The sequence below is a fragment of the Sphingomonas sp. Root720 genome (genome assembly GCF_001428605.1).
Taxonomy (GTDB): domain Bacteria; phylum Pseudomonadota; class Alphaproteobacteria; order Sphingomonadales; family Sphingomonadaceae; genus Rhizorhabdus.
Window position 1 is genome coordinate 383,335 of record NZ_LMID01000013.1, and the last position, 16,907, is coordinate 400,241.

Below are 16,907 nucleotides of genomic sequence, written 5' to 3' on the forward strand. Positions count from 1 at the left end.
CGGCACGCTGGCATGATGACGCCATGGGGCAAGAAGACGATATCACGATCGAGCAGAGTTTCCGTCGCCTGTTCCTCGGGCGATCCGCACTGATCCTGGAGGACGAGACCGAGGTCGCCGAACTGATCGCGACGGCGCTCGACCGCGCGGGTTTCGCGCGGGTCGACGTGGTCGCCAACGGCATCGACGCGGTCGATCGGGCAGGCGCGGAGCCGTTCGACATATTGATCCTCGACCGGCAGACGCCCGAGCTGGACGGGCTCGGCGCGCTCGGCCGGATCCGTTCCGAGGGCGGAAGATCGACCCGCGCACCGGCGCTGTTCCTGACCGCGCTGGGATCGGAGCGGCACCGGATCGAGGGACTGGCCGGCGGCGGTGACGACTATGCGGTCAAGCCGCTGTCGGAGATCGAGCTGCTCGCCAGGCTGGCCGCGCTGTTGCGGCGGCGCGAATGGGACGGCGCCTCTCCGGCCGGGACCGAGCTGGTCTGCGGCCCGCTCAGGATCGACGCGGGAACGATGACGGCATCGCTGTGCGGCAACATGCTGGACCTGACCGCGCGCGAATTCTCGATCCTGTCGCTGCTCGCGCGCAACATCGGCCTGCCGGTGACGCGGTCGATGCTGTGGTCGGTCTGCTGGTCGACCTATAATTTCGTGCCGGCCAATTTCGCCAACACCATCGATGTCCACGTCTCGCGCCTGCGCCGCAAGCTCGAGGCGGCGGGCACCGGCCTGTCCGCCAGCCTCAACCCGCTGATCGTCGCGGTGCGGAGCCAGGGGCTGATGCTGCGGCGACTGGACGGGCCCGCTTGAGACCATTGCTGCTTCCCGCCAGGACCGCGCTGCTGCTGGCGTTCTTCTCGGTGCTGGCACTGGCACTGAGCGTCGCCGGCCTCGCCATGGTCGACCGCGACGCCCGCCGCATCGCCGCGGCCGAAGCCGCCCAGCGCGATTTCGAGGCGCTCGACGAGAAGCTTCCGGGGGTGATCGGCGACCCGTCCGCGCTGCCCCTGCTCGCCTCGGCGGTGGGCGAGATCGGTCAATATGCCGGCCGCACCGGCCAGCCCCGCATCGCCCTGTTCCGCGGCGCCGACGGACGGGTGCGCGGAACCTGGCGACGCTGGGCCGGCGAGGTGCGCCCGTGGCGCGAGACCTATGTCTCGGCCCGTACCCCCGATGGCGGCGAGGTGATCGGCATCCAGCGGCCGCTGCCAAACGGCGCGGCCCTGCTGATCGCCCGGCCGGTCGCCTCGGCCAGCGCGCTGCGCCGGTCGCTGGGGCTGTGGGGCGGTGGCATCGTCCTGCTGCTGATGGGCCTGTCAGTCGCGACCGCGCTGATCGTCGGCGGGCAGACGGCGGCGCGCATCCGCCGCCTCAACCGGGTCTGCGACCGGGTCGGCGAAGGGGACGTCAAGGCGCGCATCGCCGATCCCGGCCCGCCCGACGAGATCGGCGTCCTGGCGCGCCACATGAACGGCATGCTGGGCGAACTGGAGCGCCGCATCCACGGGCTGCGCGCGGCGTCCGACCATATCGCCCACGACCTGCGCACGCCGCTCGCCCGCGTGCGGGCGCGGCTCTCGACGATGGAGGATGCCGCCGATCCGGAGACGGCGGCACAGGCGATCCGCGCCGCGGCCGAGCTCGACCGGCTGATGGCGGCCTTCAACGCGCTGCTCGAGCTGCGCGAGATAGAATCCGACATCAGTTCGCCGCCGGGCCCGTTCGACATCGCCGGCGCGGTGGAAGACGCGATCGACCTCTACGAGGCCGTCGCCGAGGACGAGAAACAGGTGCGTATCGTCCGTGCGGCCGCCGCCGGCCGCTTCGTCGGCGATCGCGAGCTGGTGATCCGCGCGCTCGCCAACCTGATCGAGAACGCGCTGAAGGTATCGCCGCCCGGAGCGATGATCACCGTCTCCGCCCGGCCTGCGCGCAAGGATGGTGAGCCGGCGCTCGAATTGCGCGTCACCGACGAGGGGCCCGGCTTTTCCCGGCAAGAGGAACAGACCGATGCGCGCTCGACCCTGGGCGGCCATGGACTCGGCCTGATCATCGTCCGCGCTATCGCCGAACGGCATCGCGGCGAGGTCCATGTCGAGAATGGCGGGCGCGGGGCCAGCGTGACCCTGCTGCTGCGCACGCCGCGCCTGCTCGCCGCCTATGAATAGTACCCTTTGCCGTCCCGCGCGGCACTGGCATAGCATGGCGATGGACGCGCTGCTTCGAACCCGGCCGTGACCGCCGGGAATCGACCTTTGGCCTTTCTCGCTATGGCCTGGCTCGCCGGGCTCATCCTGTCCGGCTGGGCCCCCTATGACCGGGCGACCTGGATGATGGAGGTGGCGCCGGTCCTGATCGCCTGGCCGATCCTCTTTGCCCTTCGCGATCGTTTCCCCTTCACCCCGCTGGCCCTCACCCTGATCGGTGTCCACGGGCTCGTCCTCATGCTCGGCGGCGCCTATAGCTATGCGCGGGTGCCGATCGGTTTCACGGTCCAGGACTGGTTGGGACTGGCGCGCAATCCCTACGACCGGTTCGGGCATCTGATGCAGGGCTTCGTCCCCGCGATCGTCATCCGCGAGATATTCGTCAGGCGCGAGCTTCTACGGGTGAGGAACATGCTGTTCCCCATCGTCCTTCTGATCTGCCTGGCCATCAGCGCTCTGTACGAGCTGATCGAATTCGCAGCCGCGCTCGCGCTCGGCCAGGGAGCGGATGCCTTTCTCGGCACGCAGGGCGATCCGTGGGACACGCAATGGGACATGCTTATGTGCCTGCTCGGCGCCGCACTGGCACTATTCACGCTGGGCCGGTGGCATGATGCGATGTGTAACCGGCTTCCGTTTATCGAGGGTTCAGCTAAGCGAATCTAGCATGGCCTCCCGACTTTACGAATGGAGGTACGCCCATGAGTCTTGTCCGAACCGCGATCCTCGCCGGCCTGGCGTCTGCGGCTCTTGCCGGAGCGGCATTCGCCGCCCGTGACGACCACAAGGTGATGCTGGTCGCTTTGCCCGATGGATCGGTGCAGCATGTCCGTTATGAGGGCGACGTCGCGCCCCGTCTGGTCCTGATGGCCGCGCCCCCGCCGGCCGGCCTGATCGATGTCGCCTTCGGCCCCGGCTCGCCCTTCGCCGAGATGGAGCGCATCTCGGCGATGATGGAGGCCCGAAGCCAGGCGATGATGCGCCAGGCCGCCGCCCTGCAGGCGCAGAGGCCGGCGACGCGGAGCACCGGCAACGGCCCCGGCATCGTCATGACCAATGCCGAGGGCCAGCCGATCGGCGTGATGCACTACAGCTTCACGTCGAGCACCATCTCGGCCGACGGCTGCACCCGGACGGTCAGCTACAGCTCGGACGGCAGCTACAGCTCGGACGGCGCGGCCGCCCCGGACCAGCCCAGGGTGATCCGCACCAGCTCGGGCAGCTGCGGCGCGGCCGGATCGGCGCCGGCCAGCCCGGTGACGCCGACGAAGAGCGCGCCCGCGGCCAAGCCCGCGCCCAGGATCACGCCCGTCAGCCTGCCCGCCGAGCTGAAGAGCTTCACCCCTTCCAGAACCTGACCCCCCCGATCGGGAGACGACGGAAGGCCCCGGAGGAAACTCCGGGGCCTTTCCGCTTTTTGCGGCTTGCGCTGGCCTTTGTGCGCCGCACCCGCTATCGGGCGCCCATCCGAACAAGGCTTGAGGGATTATGGGTTTTCGCTGTGGCATCGTGGGACTTCCGAACGTCGGCAAGTCCACCCTCTTCAACGCGCTGACCGAGACCGCCGCGGCGCAGGCGGCCAACTATCCCTTCTGCACGATCGAGCCGAATGTGGGCCAGGTCGCGGTCCCCGATCCGCGTCTTTACGAGATCGCCAGGATCGGCGGATCGGCCAAGATCATCGAGACCCAGCTCGGCTTCGTCGACATCGCCGGCCTGGTGCGCGGCGCGTCGAAGGGCGAAGGGCTGGGCAACCAGTTCCTCGGCAATATCCGCGAGGTCGACGCGATCGTCCATGTGCTGCGCTGCTTCGAGGACGGCGACGTCACCCATGTCGAGGGCAAGGTCGATCCGATCGCCGACGCCGAGACGGTCGAGACCGAGCTGATGCTCGCCGACCTCGAAAGCCTCGAGAAGCGCGTCCCCGCCTTCGTCAAGAAGGCCGCGCAGGGCGACAAGGAAGCGAAGGCCGCCGCATCGGTGCTCGGCCAGGCGCTCGACCTGCTGCGCGACGGCAAGCCCGCCCGGCTGACCCGGCCCAGGGACGACGACGAGGCGCGCATCTTCGTCCAGGCGCAGCTGCTCACCTCCAAGCCCGTCCTCTATGTCTGCAACGTCGACGAAGGCGCGGCGGCCGAGGGCAACGCCCTTTCCGCCCGCGTGTTCGAGAAGGCCGAAGCCGAAGGCGCCAGGGCGGTGATCGTCTCGGCCGCGATCGAGGCCGAGATCGTCACCCTCGACCCCGCCGATCGCGCGGACTTCCTCTCCGACCTCGGCCTCAGCGAGACCGGCCTCGCCCGCGTGATCCGCGCGGGTTACGACCTGCTCGACCTGATCACCTTCTTCACGGTCGGCCCCAAGGAGGCCCGCGCCTGGACGATCGAGAAGGGATCGAAAGCACCGCAGGCGGCGGGCGCGATCCACAGCGATTTCGAACGCGGCTTCATCCGGGCCGAAACGATGGCCTATCAGGACTATGTCACGCTGGGCGGCGAGGCCGCGGCGCGCGAGGCCGGCAAGCTGCGGTCGGAAGGCAAGGACTATGTCGTCGCGGACGGCGACATCATGCTCTTCCGCTTCAATGTATAGACATTAAATCATCTAATCGGCGGCTGGTGAGACATCACTCCTTTGATACGTCATGCCAGCGCAGGCTGGCATCTCAAGAGAGTAGGACTGCACCCGATCTCGCGAGATGCCAGCCTGCGCTGGCATGACGCCAAAGAGGAAAACCGGATGCGCTATTTCGAGGATTATCAGGAAGGCCATGTCGAACGGTTCGGCGCCTATCCCGTGACCCGCGAGGAGGTCATGGACTTCGCCTCCAAGTTCGACCCGCAGCCCTTCCACCTCGACGATGCGGCGGCGGCGACGAGCCCGATCTTCGGCCGGCTCGCCGCCAGCGGCTGGCACAGCTGCGCCATGGTGATGCGCATCCTGACCGACCACTGGACCGAGGACGGCTATTTCTCGCTCGGCGGGACCGGCGTCGACGAGCTGCGCTGGGTAAAGCCGGTCTATCCGGGCGACACGCTGAGCGTCGAGGCGGAGATATTGTCGAAGACCGCGTCCCGCTCACGCCCGGAAATGGGCTTCGTGGACTTTCGGCTGACCGTCTTCAACCAGCATGACGACGTCGTCATGACGCTGAAGGTCACCAACATCCAGAAGCGCCGCGCGGCGTCCTGACCCATCGCCTATTTGCCGACCGTCACCTACTCGTCGATACGCGCGATGACGGCATCCACGCCCGCGCCGATCCCTTCCGCCATCTCGCCCTTCCGGAAGCGCGGCAGGATCGTCTCACGGATGATCTTCGCGCAGACCGGATCACTGAGCGGCGTTTCGAGACCATAGCCCACCTCGATCCGCACGCGGCGCTCGTTCGGCGCGACGATCAGCAACACGCCGTCATTGATGCCCTTGCGGCCGATCGCCCAGCTGCGTCCGACCCGGATCCCGAAATCCTCGATCCGCTGGCCGCGCAGGCTGGACACGGTCAACACGACGAACTGGTGGCCCGTGGCAGCCTCCAGCCGGGCCAGTCTCCGGCCTATCTGGCCGGCGACGGCGGGCGATAGCAGCCGGGCCTCGTCGGTGACGCGGCCGGCGAATACGGGCAGCGGTGGCCCCGCTTCCCACCAATGGGCAGCGGGCGCCGGCGCGGTACCCGCGACCAGCAGCAGGGCCGCGATCGTCAGCCCCAACCTCATCCGAACAGCCTCGGCAGCAGCGCGGCCAGCCGCCGCCTCGTCGCGGCGGGCCAGGCCGACGGCGCCGTGATCACCGCGCCCTCGAGCGCATGGTCGCAGCCCTGCGGGCAATCGCGGCCGCCCTGCGTCCCGGCGGCGACCGCCGCGACGAGCGCCTGGGCGCGCGCGGCGTTGGCTTCCATGATCGCGATCACCGAGGCGACGTCGACATGCGTTTCGGACCAGGCGTCGTCGTCGGTGACCATCGCGACGCTGGCGTAGCAAAGCTCGGCCTCGCGGGCGAGGCGCGCCTCGGGCAGGCCGGTCATGCCGACGACGTCGCAACCCCAAGCCTTGTGCAGCAGCGATTCGGCGCGGGTCGAGAATTGCGGCCCCTCGATCACCAGCATCGTGCCGCCGATCCGGTGTGGGCCGCCCTCCTCCGCCAGCGTCCGGGCGACCACCGCGCCGAGCCGCGAGCAGGTCGGGTGGCCGAAGGCGGCATGGGCGACGATCCCATCGCCGAAGAAGCTGCGGCCGCCCCGGACGGTGCGGTCGATATATTGGTCGATCAACACGAAGCTGCCCGGCGGGACGTCCTCATGGAAGCCCCCGACGGCAGAGACGGCGAGGATCTCGGTACAGCCCGCCGCCTTGAGTGCGGCGACGTTGGCGCGGTAGTTGATCTCATGCGGCGCGATCCGGTGGCCCCGGCCATGGCGCGGCAGGAAGGCGACCTCGCGCCCCGCGATCGTGCCGAGCAGCAGCGCGTCCGACGGCGTGCCCCAGGGAGTATCGACGGCGATCCATTCGCCATCCGCCAGCGCGGGCATCCGGTAGAGGCCGCTGCCCCCGATCAGCCCGAGGCGGTTGGTCATTCGGGGCTCCCCTCCAGATCGTCATGCCAGCGAACGCGGGACCTTTACACAAACGGTCGCATCCGAAAATCACCCAACCGTCATCCCGCGAAAGCCGGGACGTCTCTTCTGCTTCCGGACATGCGCTTGCCCCCCATCCTCCAGATCAGCGAGATTCCGGCTTTTGCCGGAATGACGAGGAGCGTTCCGCACAGGTGCCGCCTGCGCTGGCATGAAGCGACAGGGATGACGGCCTCAAAAGAAAAGGCCGCCCGGTCATCCCGGACGGCCCATTCTCGTCAAGCCCTTCGGGCTCAGTGCTTAATGCCGGCCCAGATGTTCCGGTAGGACAGATAGGCCAGGATCGTTGCGATCAGCAGGAAGCCGAGGACCGCGATACCCGTCGAGTGACGCTTCTCGAGCTTCGGTTCCGCCGTCCACACCAGGAAGGCCGAGACGTCCTTGGCCATCTGGTCGACGCTCGACTTGGTGCCGTCGGCGTAGGTGACCTGGCCGTCGGCCGCGAGCGGCGGCGGCATCGCGATGTTCAGGTTCGCGAAATACGGGTTGTAGTGCAGGCTACCCGGGGTCTTGGCGTCCGGGAAATGCTTGAGCAGTTCCGCGGGCTGGTCCTGATAGCCGGTCAGCAGCGAGTAGATATAGGCTCCGCCGTCATGGCGCGCCTTCGCCATCAGCGACAGATCCGGCGGCAGCGCATTGTTGTTCGCGGCGCGGGCAGCGACCTCGTTTGCGTAGGGCGTCGGGATCTTGTCGGCCGGGGTGCCCTTGCGGGTCGCGGGTTCGCCGGTCTCCGGGTTGACCGAGGGAACCTCGGTCGCCCAGTTCTTGGCGATGGCCTTCACTTCGGGATCGGTGAAACCCAGGTCCTTCAGATCGCGGAAGGCGACCTGGTGGAGCGAATGGCAGGCCGAGCAGACTTCCTTGTAAACCTGGAAGCCGCGCTGCAGCTGCTGGCGGTCGAACTTGCCGAGCGGACCATCCGACGCGAAGGAGACGTCCTTCGGGTGCAGGTGGAACTCATGCTCGACGGTCTTGGCGGGCGGCTCGCTGATGAAGGCGACGGCGCCCGTCACCAGCGAGAACAGCAGGACGAAGACGAAGCCGAGGCCGGCGAGGATTGCGATGGGACGAACCATGGTCTCTATATCCCCTTAGGCCTGGGTGTTCGTCGAAAGGGTCGCGCCGCTCCGACCTTCCAGCACCGCCTCGGTGATCGAGTTCGGCAGCGGAAGCGGACGCTCCATGCGCGAGACGATCGGCAGGATGATCAGGAAGTGCGCGAAATAATAGGCCGCCGCGAGCTGGCTGATCATGACGTAGGGCTCTTCGGCCGGCGAACCGCCGCAATAGCCGAGAATGAGCACGTCGACGACGAGCAGCCAGAAGAACTTCTTGAACGCCGGGCGATAATTGCCCGAGCGAACCGGCGACTTGTCGAGCCACGGCAGGAAGAACAGCAGGATGATCGAACCGAACATCGCGATCACGCCCCACAGCTTGGCCGGGAGGATGAAGTCGACGGTGAAGGCGCGCAGGATCGCGTAGAACGGCCAGAAATACCATTCAGGGACGATGTGCGCCGGCGTCGAAAGCGGATTCGCCGCGATATAGTTGTCCGGGTGGCCCATCGCGTTCGGCGCGAAGAACAGAACCGCGCAGTAGAGGAACAGGAACACGCCCAGCCCGAAACCATCCTTGGCGGTATAGTAGGGGTGGAACGGAACCGTGTCCTGCGGGCCCTTGACGTCGATGCCGGTCGGGTTGCTCGAACCCGGGATGTGCAGCGCCCAGATGTGCAGGATGATGACGCCCGCGATCACGAACGGCAGCAGATAGTGCAGCGAAAAGAAGCGGTTCAGCGCGGCGTTGTCGGGGGCGAAGCCGCCGAGCAGCCAGGTCTGGATCGGCGTGCCGACGACGGGGATCGCGCCGAACAGGCCGGTGATCACCTTGGCGCCCCAGAAGCTCATCTGTCCCCAGGGAAGCACATAGCCCATGAAGGCGGTGGCCATCATCAGCAGGAAGATCACGAGGCCGAGCAGCCACACCATTTCGCGCGGGGCCTTGTACGATCCGTAGAAGAGGCCGCGGAAGATGTGGAGATAGACCACGATGAAGAAGAAGCTCGCGCCGTTGGAGTGCGCGTAGCGCAGCATCCAGCCCGAGTTCACGTCGCGCATGATGTGCTCGACCGAGTCGAAGGCGACGAGGCCGTTGGCCGCATAATGCATCGCCAGCACGATGCCGGTGACGATCTGGATCGCCAGCGCCGCGCCCGAAAGCACGCCGAAGTTCCAGAAATAGTTGAGGTTGCGCGGCACCGGATAGCCGGCGCCCACCGCGTTGTAGACCAGACGCGGCAGAGGCAGCCGGCTGTCGATCCACTGCATCAGCGGATGCTTAGGCGCGTAATGATTTGCCCAGGGGAAGCTCATGTCTGTCTACCTCAGCCGACTTGGACGACGGTATCGGATTTGAAGGCATATTTCGGCACTTCGAGATTCTTCGGCGCCGGGCCTTTGCGAATGCGCGCCGCGGTGTCGTAGGACGAACCGTGGCAAGGGCAGAAATAGCCGCCGAACTCACCCCTGGTCTCGCCCTCGCCGGCGCCCAGCGGCACGCATCCGAGATGGGTGCAGACGCCCATGGTGATGAGCCACTGCTTCTTGCCGGCGGCGGTGCGCTGTTCCAGCGTCTGCGGATCGCGCAGGCTGGTCGGGTCGACCTTGTCCGCCGCCGCGATCTCGGCGGCCGTCAGATGACGGACGAAGAGCGGCTGCTTGCGGAAGATCGTCTTGATCGCCTGGCCTTCCTTGATCGCCGAGATGTCGACCTCGATCGAAGCCAGCGCAAGCACGTCGGCCGAAGGATTCATCTGGTTGATCAGGGGGAGCAGCACCGTGGCGGCACCGACGCCGGCGAAGCTCACCGCAGCGAGATTGATGAAATCACGGCGACGAACGCCGTCACCGGCCCCTTCGCCGGGCGTTTCTGTAGTTTCGAGCGTCGCCATTCCGGAACCTTTGCGCTGCCACGATTCAGGCGCCTGCGCCAAAGGGTCCGGGCAACGGCCTTTCCCCCCTGAGCATGCGCAGCCGCCCGCAAAATCCCCGACGGCTGCGCGCTGATAGCGCCGCTTTGTCGGCTTTGCCAATCCCATTTTCCGATTATTGCGGCATCGCGGCACATTCGCCTATCAGCTGTCCGATGCGGATCGCCCTTCACCAGCCCGATATCGCCGGAAATGTGGGCACCATCCTGCGGCTCGCGGCCTGCCTGGGGACGCCGGTCGATATCATAGAGCCATGCGGATTCGCCTTTTCGGAGCGCGCCGTCCGGCGATCGGGCATGGATTATGCCGAGGCGGCCGATATCAGCCGCCACGCGGACTGGGCGGCGTTCGAGGCGCAGCTGCGCGGCCGGATCGTGCTGCTGACGACCGCCGCCGACACGAGCCTGGACAAGGCCGCTTTCCTGCCCTCCGACATATTGCTGCTCGGGTCGGAAGGCGCGGGCGTGCCGCCGGCCGTGCACGAAAGGGCCGACCTGCGCGTGCGCATTCCGATGCGACCGGGCTTCCGGTCCTTGAATGTGGCGGTCTCGGCTGGCATCGCGCTCGCCGAAGCGCTGAGGCAAACCGGAGGATGGCCCGAATGACATTGCAGCTCGACGCGCAGCAGGCGGCGGCGCGGACATGGTTCGAATCGCTGCGCGACCGGATCTGCGCCGCTTTCGAGGCGATCGAGGCCGAAGCGGGCAGCGATGCGCGATTCGGCTACACGCCCTGGAATCGCGACGACGACCCCGACGGCGCGGGCGGCGGCGGCGTGCGCGGCCTGATGAAGGGGCGGATCTTCGAGAAGGTCGGCGTCAACGTCTCGACCGTCGGCGGCGCGTTCCAGCCCGAATTCGCCCGGACGATCCATGGCGCGGGCGAGGAGAATCCCGGCTTCTTCGCGACCGGCATCAGCCTCGTCGCGCACATGGCCAACCCGCACGTGCCCGCCGTCCACATGAACACCCGCTTCCTGACCACGACGAAGCGCTGGTTCGGCGGCGGCGCCGATCTCAACCCGCCGATCCCCTATGACGCCGACACCGCCGCTTTCCACGCGCGGCTGAAGGCGGCCTGCGATCCGCACGGCGCCGACTATTATGAGCGCTTCCGGAAATGGGCGGACGACTATTTCTGGATTCCCCACCGCCAGGTGCATCGCGGGGTCGGCGGAATTTTCTACGATCATCTCGACGCCGCGGACGATGCCGGCTTCGAAGCGCAGTTCGCCTTTACCCGCGATGTCGGCGAAGCGTTCCTCGATATCTTCCCGAAGATCGTCCGCGCCCGCATGCAGCAGCCGGCCAGCGAGGAGGACCGGCGTCGCATGCTCGCCTTCCGCGGACGCTATGCCGAGTTCAACCTGGTCTACGACCGGGGGACATCCTTCGGCCTCAAGACCGGCGGCAACATCGACGCGATCCTGATGAGCCTGCCCCCGGTCGCGACCTGGGAGTGAAGCCCGTGCCGCTGACCGTGGTCCCGCCGTCGATGGTGGCGGCCGTCGTTACCTCGCTGGAGATGCTCGAGCGGCCCCGGCCGAGGCCCGCCCCCGCCGCGCCCTTTCGCCTCGCGCGCTGGAAGGCGCCGTCGACAGCCAAATATCGCGCGCTTTTCCGCCGGATCGGCGAGCCCTGGCTGTGGTTCTCGCGGCTTGTGATGGCCGAGGAGGACCTGGAGGCGGTGATCGGCCATCCCGAGGTCGAGATCCACGCGGTCGAGGACCGGCACGGGATCGAGATCGGACTGCTCGAACTGGATTTCCGCCAGCCGGGCGAGGCCCAGATCGTCTTTTTCGGTCTCGTCCCCGAACTGGCGGGCAAGGGGCATGGCGGTTGGCTGATGGCGCAAACCCTCGCGCTCGGCTGGCGAAGGGACCTGCGGCGGCTATGGGTTCACACCTGTACGCTGGACCATCCCGGCGCGCTCGGCTTCTATCGCCGCCACGGCTTCGTGCCCTTCGCCCGCGCGGTCGAGACCTTCGCCGATCCGCGGCTGGCCGGCATCCTGCCGCGCGAGGCCGCGCCGCACGTGCCGCTGCTCGATCAGCGCGACGCCAGCGTCCGGTAGACCAGCGAAAGATAGACCGCGAAACCCGTCGAGAGCAGCGCCTCGAGCGCGGCGTTGGCGATCGCCTGGAGCAGGGCCGACATGGCGGCCTCGCCCGTGCCGAGCTTGAGCAGTTCGGCCAGCGAACCGATCACGAACAGTTCGATCATTGCCAGGACGAGGCTGAGGAACAGCACCAGCACCCACACCCCGATCAGCCGCAGCACGTTGTTCCGGCCGATCGCCCAGGCCCGCCGGATGCCGTCCGCCGGACCGACCGCCTCGACCGCGACGACCGTCGGCAACAGCAACAGCCGCAGCCATATGATGCCGATCGGGATCATGAGCGGGAGCAGGAACTGGCTGGCGATCGCCGGGGCCCGCGCGCTGCCGCCGGCCATGAAGGCGCCGAGGCTCACGACGATCGTCGCCGCCAGGATCGCGGCGCCGAGCAGCAGCATCGCGGCGAGCGCTATCGGAAGGCGTCGCAGCCCTGCTCTCAATGCTTCGCCGACGCTGACCCCCGGTACGATGACGAGCAGCGCCACGACGAGGTTGCCGAGAAGCATCAGCAGGCCGCCCGGCAGGACGAGCAGCGCCTGCAACGGCAGCTCGGGCTGGGGGGCGTTGCGCGCCGTCATGAGCGACTGCATGCCGAAATCGAGCATCAGCTGCGCCGGGCCGTAGATTGCCAGCGCGATGGGGATCAGCAGCCCGCTTTCCCGGCGCAGGAAGGCGATGGTTTCTTCCCAGACCGTTCCCAGCGAGAAAGCCGTCATTCGATGGTTACTCCACAACTCGTCGGCGCCCCCTATCCGCCGGGCGCGGCAAGCGCAATCGCGCAGCACTTGATCGCGCGCCGAAAGCGGCAATATGCGAAGATGATGACCGTGAACGACGACACCATCGAATGGCGGGTGACCCCCGGCCTCTCCCCCTATGCCGAGACCGTGGCGGAGATGGAGGCTCGGGCCGCCGCGATCCGTACCGGCGAGGCACGCGAGCTGATCTGGCTGCTCGAGCATCCGCCGCTCTATACCGCCGGCACCAGCGCGGAAGAGGGCGAGTTGCTGCTGCCCGACCGCTTCCCGGTGTTCCGGTCGGGCCGCGGCGGCCGCTATACCTATCACGGGCCGGGCCAGAGGGTCGGCTATGTGCTGCTCGACCTCGACAGGCGCGGACGCGACGTGCGCTGCTTCGTCGCGGCGATCGAGAACTGGGTGATCGCGACGCTGCGCGATTTCGGCATCGAGGGGCGCAGCGAATCCGGCCGGGTCGGCATCTGGACCGGACACGGCCCCGACGAGGCGAAGATCGGCGCGATCGGCGTGCGGGTCCGCCGCTGGGTCAGTTTCCACGGCTTCTCGCTCAACGTCGATCCCGATCTGTCGCATTTTTCGGGGATCGTCCCGTGCGGTCTCGGCGACTTCGCCGTGACCAGCATGGCCCGGCTGGGCGCGGCCACGGACATGGCGGCGGTCGACGCCGCCCTGCACGCGCATTTTCCCGCCATGCTGTCGCGCCTGCGATCTTCGTCGAAAGCCGACGGGGACTCTTGAGTGCCCGAGTCGTTGGCTATATCCTGCCCTGCATAAACCTGCGGGAGTAATCATGAAGCGTACCGTCAGCATCATCCTCGCGAGCGGCCTCGTCCTGGTCGCGGCGGGCCTGTCGTCCTGCGGCAAGAAGGACGCGGGCGCCGACACCAACATCGTCGAAATGAACGCCAGCGACGGGTCGATGAACGACATGACCGTCGTCGAGAGCGCCACGCTCGACCAGGCGGGCGCCGCGGCGGCGGCCGACAACGGCATGACGACGGAGAATGCCAGCAACGCGATGTGACGGAAAACTGGGGGATATTGAGCACTGTCGGGGTGGGCGGTCTCTGAGGTTCGGGAGAGAAAGCATGTTTCGATGGTTGGTTTCGGGTTTGGCGGTGGTGTCGGCGATGGGTCTCGCCGCCCCTGCCTCTGCCTATCTCTTCTGGGTGCAGCCCAATTTCACGGGGGGCCCGGTGGTCGGCGACGAACCGGGGCTCGGCCAGGCAATGCCGAAGGCGACGCCGGCCGAATTGAAGGCGCATCTGCTCTGGAACATGCGCGCGGGCCTCAACGTCGCGGCGCTGCAGTGCCAATTCTCCCCGATCCTGCTGACCGTCCCCAACTACAACGACTTGCTGTCGAAAAACTCGGCCGAGCTTAACGAGGCCTACAAGACGCTCGGCGCCTATTTCAAGCGGACGGGCGGCAAGACCTGGCAGAAGACCTTCGATGGCTACACCACCAGGACCTACAACGGTTTCTCGACGATGCACGCGCAGCTCGGCTTCTGCGAGACGGCGAGCGCGATCGGTCGCGAAGCGCGCAAGCTCGGGCGCGGCAAGCTGACCCAGCTGGCGGTCGACCGGATGCGCGAGTTCCGCAACAGCCTGGTCCCGGCCGGCGACATGATCCATGCCCGGCGCTTCATCTATGTGCCGATCCAGCCCATTTCCATGGACAAGGCCTGCTGGACCAAGAAGGACCAGTTCAAGGCCGCCTGCGCCCCCGTGGGCACGCGGCAGGCCAGCGCGCCCAGCGGGCGGACGGGCTAGGGATTTTCTCCCTCATCCCGGCTTCCGTCGGGATGAGGGCCGTTGTCTGTCAGCGGATTCCCACCACCTTGTGGGTCTGAGTGGACAGCCGCCATTTCGGATGATCCATCACGAAGGCGATCACCGCCGCGCGCGCATCGGCCAGCTCGGGTCCGTCCATCGGCTGGAGCAGGAAATGGCCGAAGTCCCAGTCCTCCAGCGCCAGGGGATCGATCCCCGGCTGCGGCCAGACCAGCTTCAGCTCGTCGCCGCGCCGCAGCACCACGTCGGTGCCGGCCTTGGGACTTACACAGATCCAGTCGATCCCCGCCGGCGCCTGCTGGGTGCCGTTCGTCTCGACCGCGATCTCGAAGCCGCGCGCCTTCAGCGCGGCCACCAGCGCGTCGTCGACCTGGAGCAGCGGTTCGCCTCCGGTCATGACGATGAAGGGGCCGGGCACGTCGCCCCACATCGCCAGCGCCGCGTCGGCGAGCGCATCGGCGTCGCGGTAGCGCCCGCCATTGTCGCCATCGAGCCCGACGAAATCGGTGTCGCAGAAACGGCACTGCGCCTCGGCGCGATCCTCTTCGCGCCCGCTCCAGAGATTGCATCCCGCGAAACGCAGGAAGACCGCCCGGCGGCCGACCTGCACCCCTTCGCCCTGCAGGGTCAGGAACATCTCCTTCACGGCATAGCTGCCCATCAGGCGTAGACCGTCGGATCGGGGAGCCCGGCCTCGGCGAAGCCCTTGGCGCGCAGCCGGCAGCTGTCGCACAGCCCGCAGTGCCGGCCGTCGGGCGTCGGATCGTAGCAAGACCAGCTCATCCCGGCGTCGAGACCGAGCCGGGCCGCCTCGCGGGCGATGTCGGCCTTGGTCATGTGCTGGAGCGGCGCGTGGATGGTGAAGCCCTGCCCCTCCACCCCCATCCGGGTCGCCAGGTCGGCGAGGTGCTGGAAGGCGGCGATGAACTCGGGCCGGCAATCGGGATAGCCCGAATAGTCGAGCGCGTTGACGCCGAGGAAGATGTCGCGCGCGCCGGTCGCTTCGGCGAAACCCAGCGCCAGCGACAGGAAGATCGTGTTGCGCGCGGGAACATAGGTCGATGGGATGCCGGGCATCACCCCGTCCTTCGGCACGTCGATGTCGTCGGTCAGCGACGAGCCGCCGAAGGCACGCAGGTTGAGCGGCAGGGTGACGTGCCGATCGATCCGCAGCGCCGCCGCGACCCGCTTCGCCGCCTCGAGCTCGACCCGGTGGCGCTGGTTATAGTCGATCGTCAGCGCCGCGAGCCGGAACCCCTGCTCGCGGGCGATGCCGCCGGATACCATCGAGTCGAGGCCGCCCGACAGCAGCACGATCGCGCGGCGGCCTTCCTTGTTCGCAATGTCAGACATGTCCCGCGCTTAGGCGATTTTCGCGGCCGGCGAAAGATGAACGCCCCTCGCGCGGACGGTAAACGAAAAAGGGAATGGAAAACGCGGCCGATACGATATGGTCGATCGAGGTCGGGGAACGGCCGTTAGGGGAATGCGATGACCTATTGTGTGGGCATAATGCTCCGTCAGGGGCTGATCATGGTCGCCGATACCCGGACCAACGCCGGGATCGACAATATCTCCACCTATCGGAAGCTGCACGTGCTGGCGGACGCCAAGGACAGCTTCATCGTCGCGGCGAGCGCGGGCAACCTGTCGGTGACGCAGCTGGTGCTCGGCATGCTGGCCGAGGGGCTTCCATCGCGCGATCCCGACGATGGGCCCCGCAAGGTCGAGCATATGCCGAGCATGTTCCAGGCCGCCCAGCTCGTCGGAGAGGCGGTCATGGCGGCGGGGGCGCAGCTCAAGCCCGCCCTCCACGCGGCGGGTGTGGCGTCGGGGATCTCGCTGTTGCTCGGCGGGCGGATCGGCGGCGGTCCGCTCAAGCTGTTCCTGATCTACGATGCCGGCAATTTCATCGAGTGCCAGCCCGACAGCCCGTTCTTCCAGATCGGCGCCTGCCAATATGGCAAGCCGATCCTCGACCGGGCGATGAATTACGACAGCACGATCGACGAAGCGGTGAAGGTGGCGCTGCTGTCGTTCGACTCGACGATCCGGTCGGACAAGTCGGTCGGCCTGCCCTTCGACGTGATGGTGTTCCGCAACGATCCCCAACTGCCGATCATCAAGCGGCGGATCGAGCCCGACGACGCCTATATGCGCAATCTGTCGAACCGCTGGTCGATGCTGCTCAACGAATCGCGCGCAGCGATCCCCGATCCGCCCTTCCTCAGCGAAGACGGCGACGGCGTGGTGGAGCTGAAGTCGGCGGGGTGACGCCTGCCGTGCGTCCGGAGCCCGGCGCCGAGCAAAAAAAGGGCCGCCCGAGAGCGGCCCAGTGAGGCCATACAGCCTGCTAAGGGAGGAAAATGTGCCCAAAAGGGGAAGGCACGTCCTCTCCATATAG

21 protein-coding genes are annotated in these 16,907 nt (G+C 67.4%); 13 read left to right on the forward strand and 8 right to left on the reverse strand.

The annotated features are described in order from the left end of the window. Positions 1–23 precede the first annotated feature (23 nt). From ASE22_RS19320 to ASE22_RS19345, 6 genes are all read left to right on the forward strand, one after another. Entirely contained in the window at positions 24–815 is a 792-nt protein-coding gene (locus ASE22_RS19320) for a response regulator transcription factor (protein WP_056363535.1), read from the forward strand. After that, positions 812–2,173: a sensor histidine kinase gene (locus ASE22_RS19325; RefSeq protein ID WP_056363537.1), complete on the forward strand. Its 1,362-nt coding sequence runs from the start codon at positions 812–814 to the stop codon at positions 2,171–2,173. The genes ASE22_RS19320 and ASE22_RS19325 overlap by 4 nt, the downstream gene beginning before the upstream one ends. Before the next feature lie 87 nt (positions 2,174–2,260). Next, positions 2,261–2,878, forward strand: coding sequence for a DUF2238 domain-containing protein (locus tag ASE22_RS19330; RefSeq protein WP_235536296.1), 618 nt, complete (start codon positions 2,261–2,263; stop codon positions 2,876–2,878). A gap of 35 nt (positions 2,879–2,913) precedes the next feature. After that, the gene (locus ASE22_RS19335) at positions 2,914–3,570 is read left to right on the forward strand and encodes a hypothetical protein (RefSeq protein ID WP_056363541.1); all 657 of its coding nucleotides are present in this window, start codon (positions 2,914–2,916) and stop codon (positions 3,568–3,570) included. A gap of 130 nt (positions 3,571–3,700) precedes the next feature. Continuing rightward, positions 3,701–4,801 carry a redox-regulated ATPase YchF gene (gene ychF / locus ASE22_RS19340; protein ID WP_056363543.1) on the forward strand — a complete coding sequence of 367 codons (1,101 nt, stop codon included), beginning with the start codon at positions 3,701–3,703 and terminating at the stop codon, positions 4,799–4,801. Positions 4,802–4,948: 147 nt separating this feature from the next. Next, complete coding sequence (locus tag ASE22_RS19345) at positions 4,949–5,401, forward strand: MaoC family dehydratase (RefSeq protein ID WP_056363545.1); 453 nt, start codon at positions 4,949–4,951, stop codon at positions 5,399–5,401. Positions 5,402–5,427: 26 nt separating this feature from the next. Here the strand turns inward: ASE22_RS19345 and ASE22_RS19350 are convergent, their stop codons facing one another. From ASE22_RS19350 to petA, 5 genes are all read right to left on the reverse strand, one after another. Beyond that, on the reverse strand, positions 5,428–5,925 hold the full coding sequence (locus ASE22_RS19350) for a TPM domain-containing protein (RefSeq protein WP_056363547.1): 498 nt from the start codon (positions 5,923–5,925) through the stop codon (positions 5,428–5,430). Next, positions 5,922–6,782: an S-methyl-5'-thioadenosine phosphorylase gene (gene mtnP / locus ASE22_RS19355; protein WP_056363549.1), complete on the reverse strand. Its 861-nt coding sequence runs from the start codon at positions 6,780–6,782 to the stop codon at positions 5,922–5,924. The genes ASE22_RS19350 and mtnP overlap by 4 nt, the downstream gene beginning before the upstream one ends. Positions 6,783–7,075: 293 nt before the next feature. Further along, positions 7,076–7,918: a cytochrome c1 gene (locus ASE22_RS19360; protein ID WP_056363550.1), complete on the reverse strand. Its 843-nt coding sequence runs from the start codon at positions 7,916–7,918 to the stop codon at positions 7,076–7,078. 15 nt (positions 7,919–7,933) lie between these two features. Next, positions 7,934–9,217 carry a cytochrome b gene (locus ASE22_RS19365; RefSeq protein WP_056363551.1) on the reverse strand — a complete coding sequence of 428 codons (1,284 nt, stop codon included), beginning with the start codon at positions 9,215–9,217 and terminating at the stop codon, positions 7,934–7,936. 11 nt (positions 9,218–9,228) lie between these two features. Next, positions 9,229–9,795, reverse strand: coding sequence for a ubiquinol-cytochrome c reductase iron-sulfur subunit (gene petA / locus ASE22_RS19370; protein ID WP_056363552.1), 567 nt, complete (start codon positions 9,793–9,795; stop codon positions 9,229–9,231). 194 nt (positions 9,796–9,989) lie between these two features. Here petA and ASE22_RS19375 point away from each other — a divergent pair, with 194 nt between their 5' ends. From ASE22_RS19375 to ASE22_RS19385, 3 genes are read left to right on the forward strand one after another with little or no spacing between them, the layout of a single operon-like run. Then, a complete protein-coding gene (locus tag ASE22_RS19375; protein WP_056363553.1) occupies positions 9,990–10,439 on the forward strand; it encodes a tRNA (cytidine(34)-2'-O)-methyltransferase in 450 nt (149 codons plus the stop codon). Beyond that, the gene (gene hemF / locus ASE22_RS19380; RefSeq protein ID WP_056364128.1) at positions 10,436–11,296 is read left to right on the forward strand and encodes an oxygen-dependent coproporphyrinogen oxidase; all 861 of its coding nucleotides are present in this window, start codon (positions 10,436–10,438) and stop codon (positions 11,294–11,296) included. The genes ASE22_RS19375 and hemF overlap by 4 nt, the downstream gene beginning before the upstream one ends. Positions 11,297–11,301: 5 nt before the next feature. Then, positions 11,302–11,907, forward strand: a complete 606-nt coding sequence (locus ASE22_RS19385) for a GNAT family N-acetyltransferase (protein ID WP_056364130.1) — start codon at positions 11,302–11,304, stop codon at positions 11,905–11,907. Here ASE22_RS19385 and ASE22_RS19390 read toward each other — a convergent pair. Then, entirely contained in the window at positions 11,883–12,665 is a 783-nt protein-coding gene (locus ASE22_RS19390) for a hypothetical protein (protein ID WP_056363554.1), read from the reverse strand. The two genes, ASE22_RS19385 and ASE22_RS19390, sit on opposite strands and share 25 nt — an antisense overlap. 105 nt (positions 12,666–12,770) lie before the next feature. Between ASE22_RS19390 and lipB the strand changes: the two genes are divergently transcribed. From lipB to ASE22_RS19405, 3 genes are all read left to right on the forward strand, one after another. Further along, complete coding sequence (gene lipB / locus ASE22_RS19395) at positions 12,771–13,445, forward strand: lipoyl(octanoyl) transferase LipB (RefSeq protein ID WP_056364134.1); 675 nt, start codon at positions 12,771–12,773, stop codon at positions 13,443–13,445. Positions 13,446–13,497: 52 nt separating this feature from the next. Beyond that, the gene (locus ASE22_RS19400) at positions 13,498–13,731 is read left to right on the forward strand and encodes a hypothetical protein (RefSeq protein ID WP_056363555.1); all 234 of its coding nucleotides are present in this window, start codon (positions 13,498–13,500) and stop codon (positions 13,729–13,731) included. Positions 13,732–13,795: 64 nt separating this feature from the next. After that, complete coding sequence (locus ASE22_RS19405; RefSeq protein WP_056363556.1) at positions 13,796–14,482, forward strand: hypothetical protein; 687 nt, start codon at positions 13,796–13,798, stop codon at positions 14,480–14,482. A 49-nt stretch (positions 14,483–14,531) separates the two neighbouring features. Here the strand turns inward: ASE22_RS19405 and queE are convergent, their stop codons facing one another. Next, a complete protein-coding gene (gene queE / locus ASE22_RS19410; RefSeq protein WP_056363557.1) occupies positions 14,532–15,164 on the reverse strand; it encodes a 7-carboxy-7-deazaguanine synthase in 633 nt (210 codons plus the stop codon). After that, a complete protein-coding gene (gene queC, locus ASE22_RS19415; RefSeq protein WP_056363558.1) occupies positions 15,164–15,856 on the reverse strand; it encodes a 7-cyano-7-deazaguanine synthase QueC in 693 nt (230 codons plus the stop codon). Before queC ends, queE begins: the two co-directional genes overlap by 1 nt. 138 nt (positions 15,857–15,994) lie before the next feature. Here queC and ASE22_RS19420 point away from each other — a divergent pair, with 138 nt between their 5' ends. Beyond that, the gene (locus ASE22_RS19420; protein ID WP_056363560.1) at positions 15,995–16,777 is read left to right on the forward strand and encodes a hypothetical protein; all 783 of its coding nucleotides are present in this window, start codon (positions 15,995–15,997) and stop codon (positions 16,775–16,777) included. Positions 16,778–16,907 lie beyond the last annotated feature (130 nt).

Coding starts and splice junctions, on each gene's coding strand:
- ASE22_RS19375 (WP_056363553.1), top strand. CDS start 9,990: ATGCGGATCGCCCTTCACCAGCCCGATATCGCCGGAAATGTGGGCACC.
- petA (WP_056363552.1), bottom strand. CDS start 9,795: ATGGCGACGCTCGAAACTACAGAAACGCCCGGCGAAGGGGCCGGTGAC.
- ASE22_RS19350 (WP_056363547.1), bottom strand. CDS start 5,925: ATGAGGTTGGGGCTGACGATCGCGGCCCTGCTGCTGGTCGCGGGTACC.
- hemF (WP_056364128.1), top strand. CDS start 10,436: ATGACATTGCAGCTCGACGCGCAGCAGGCGGCGGCGCGGACATGGTTC.
- ychF (WP_056363543.1), top strand. CDS start 3,701: ATGGGTTTTCGCTGTGGCATCGTGGGACTTCCGAACGTCGGCAAGTCC.
- ASE22_RS19400 (WP_056363555.1), top strand. CDS start 13,498: ATGAAGCGTACCGTCAGCATCATCCTCGCGAGCGGCCTCGTCCTGGTC.
- mtnP (WP_056363549.1), bottom strand. CDS start 6,782: ATGACCAACCGCCTCGGGCTGATCGGGGGCAGCGGCCTCTACCGGATG.
- ASE22_RS19365 (WP_056363551.1), bottom strand. CDS start 9,217: ATGAGCTTCCCCTGGGCAAATCATTACGCGCCTAAGCATCCGCTGATG.
- ASE22_RS19390 (WP_056363554.1), bottom strand. CDS start 12,665: ATGACGGCTTTCTCGCTGGGAACGGTCTGGGAAGAAACCATCGCCTTC.
- ASE22_RS19335 (WP_056363541.1), top strand. CDS start 2,914: ATGAGTCTTGTCCGAACCGCGATCCTCGCCGGCCTGGCGTCTGCGGCT.
- lipB (WP_056364134.1), top strand. CDS start 12,771: ATGACCGTGAACGACGACACCATCGAATGGCGGGTGACCCCCGGCCTC.
- ASE22_RS19420 (WP_056363560.1), top strand. CDS start 15,995: ATGACCTATTGTGTGGGCATAATGCTCCGTCAGGGGCTGATCATGGTC.
- queE (WP_056363557.1), bottom strand. CDS start 15,164: ATGGGCAGCTATGCCGTGAAGGAGATGTTCCTGACCCTGCAGGGCGAA.
- ASE22_RS19405 (WP_056363556.1), top strand. CDS start 13,796: ATGTTTCGATGGTTGGTTTCGGGTTTGGCGGTGGTGTCGGCGATGGGT.
- ASE22_RS19320 (WP_056363535.1), top strand. CDS start 24: ATGGGGCAAGAAGACGATATCACGATCGAGCAGAGTTTCCGTCGCCTG.
- ASE22_RS19360 (WP_056363550.1), bottom strand. CDS start 7,918: ATGGTTCGTCCCATCGCAATCCTCGCCGGCCTCGGCTTCGTCTTCGTC.
- ASE22_RS19345 (WP_056363545.1), top strand. CDS start 4,949: ATGCGCTATTTCGAGGATTATCAGGAAGGCCATGTCGAACGGTTCGGC.
- queC (WP_056363558.1), bottom strand. CDS start 15,856: ATGTCTGACATTGCGAACAAGGAAGGCCGCCGCGCGATCGTGCTGCTG.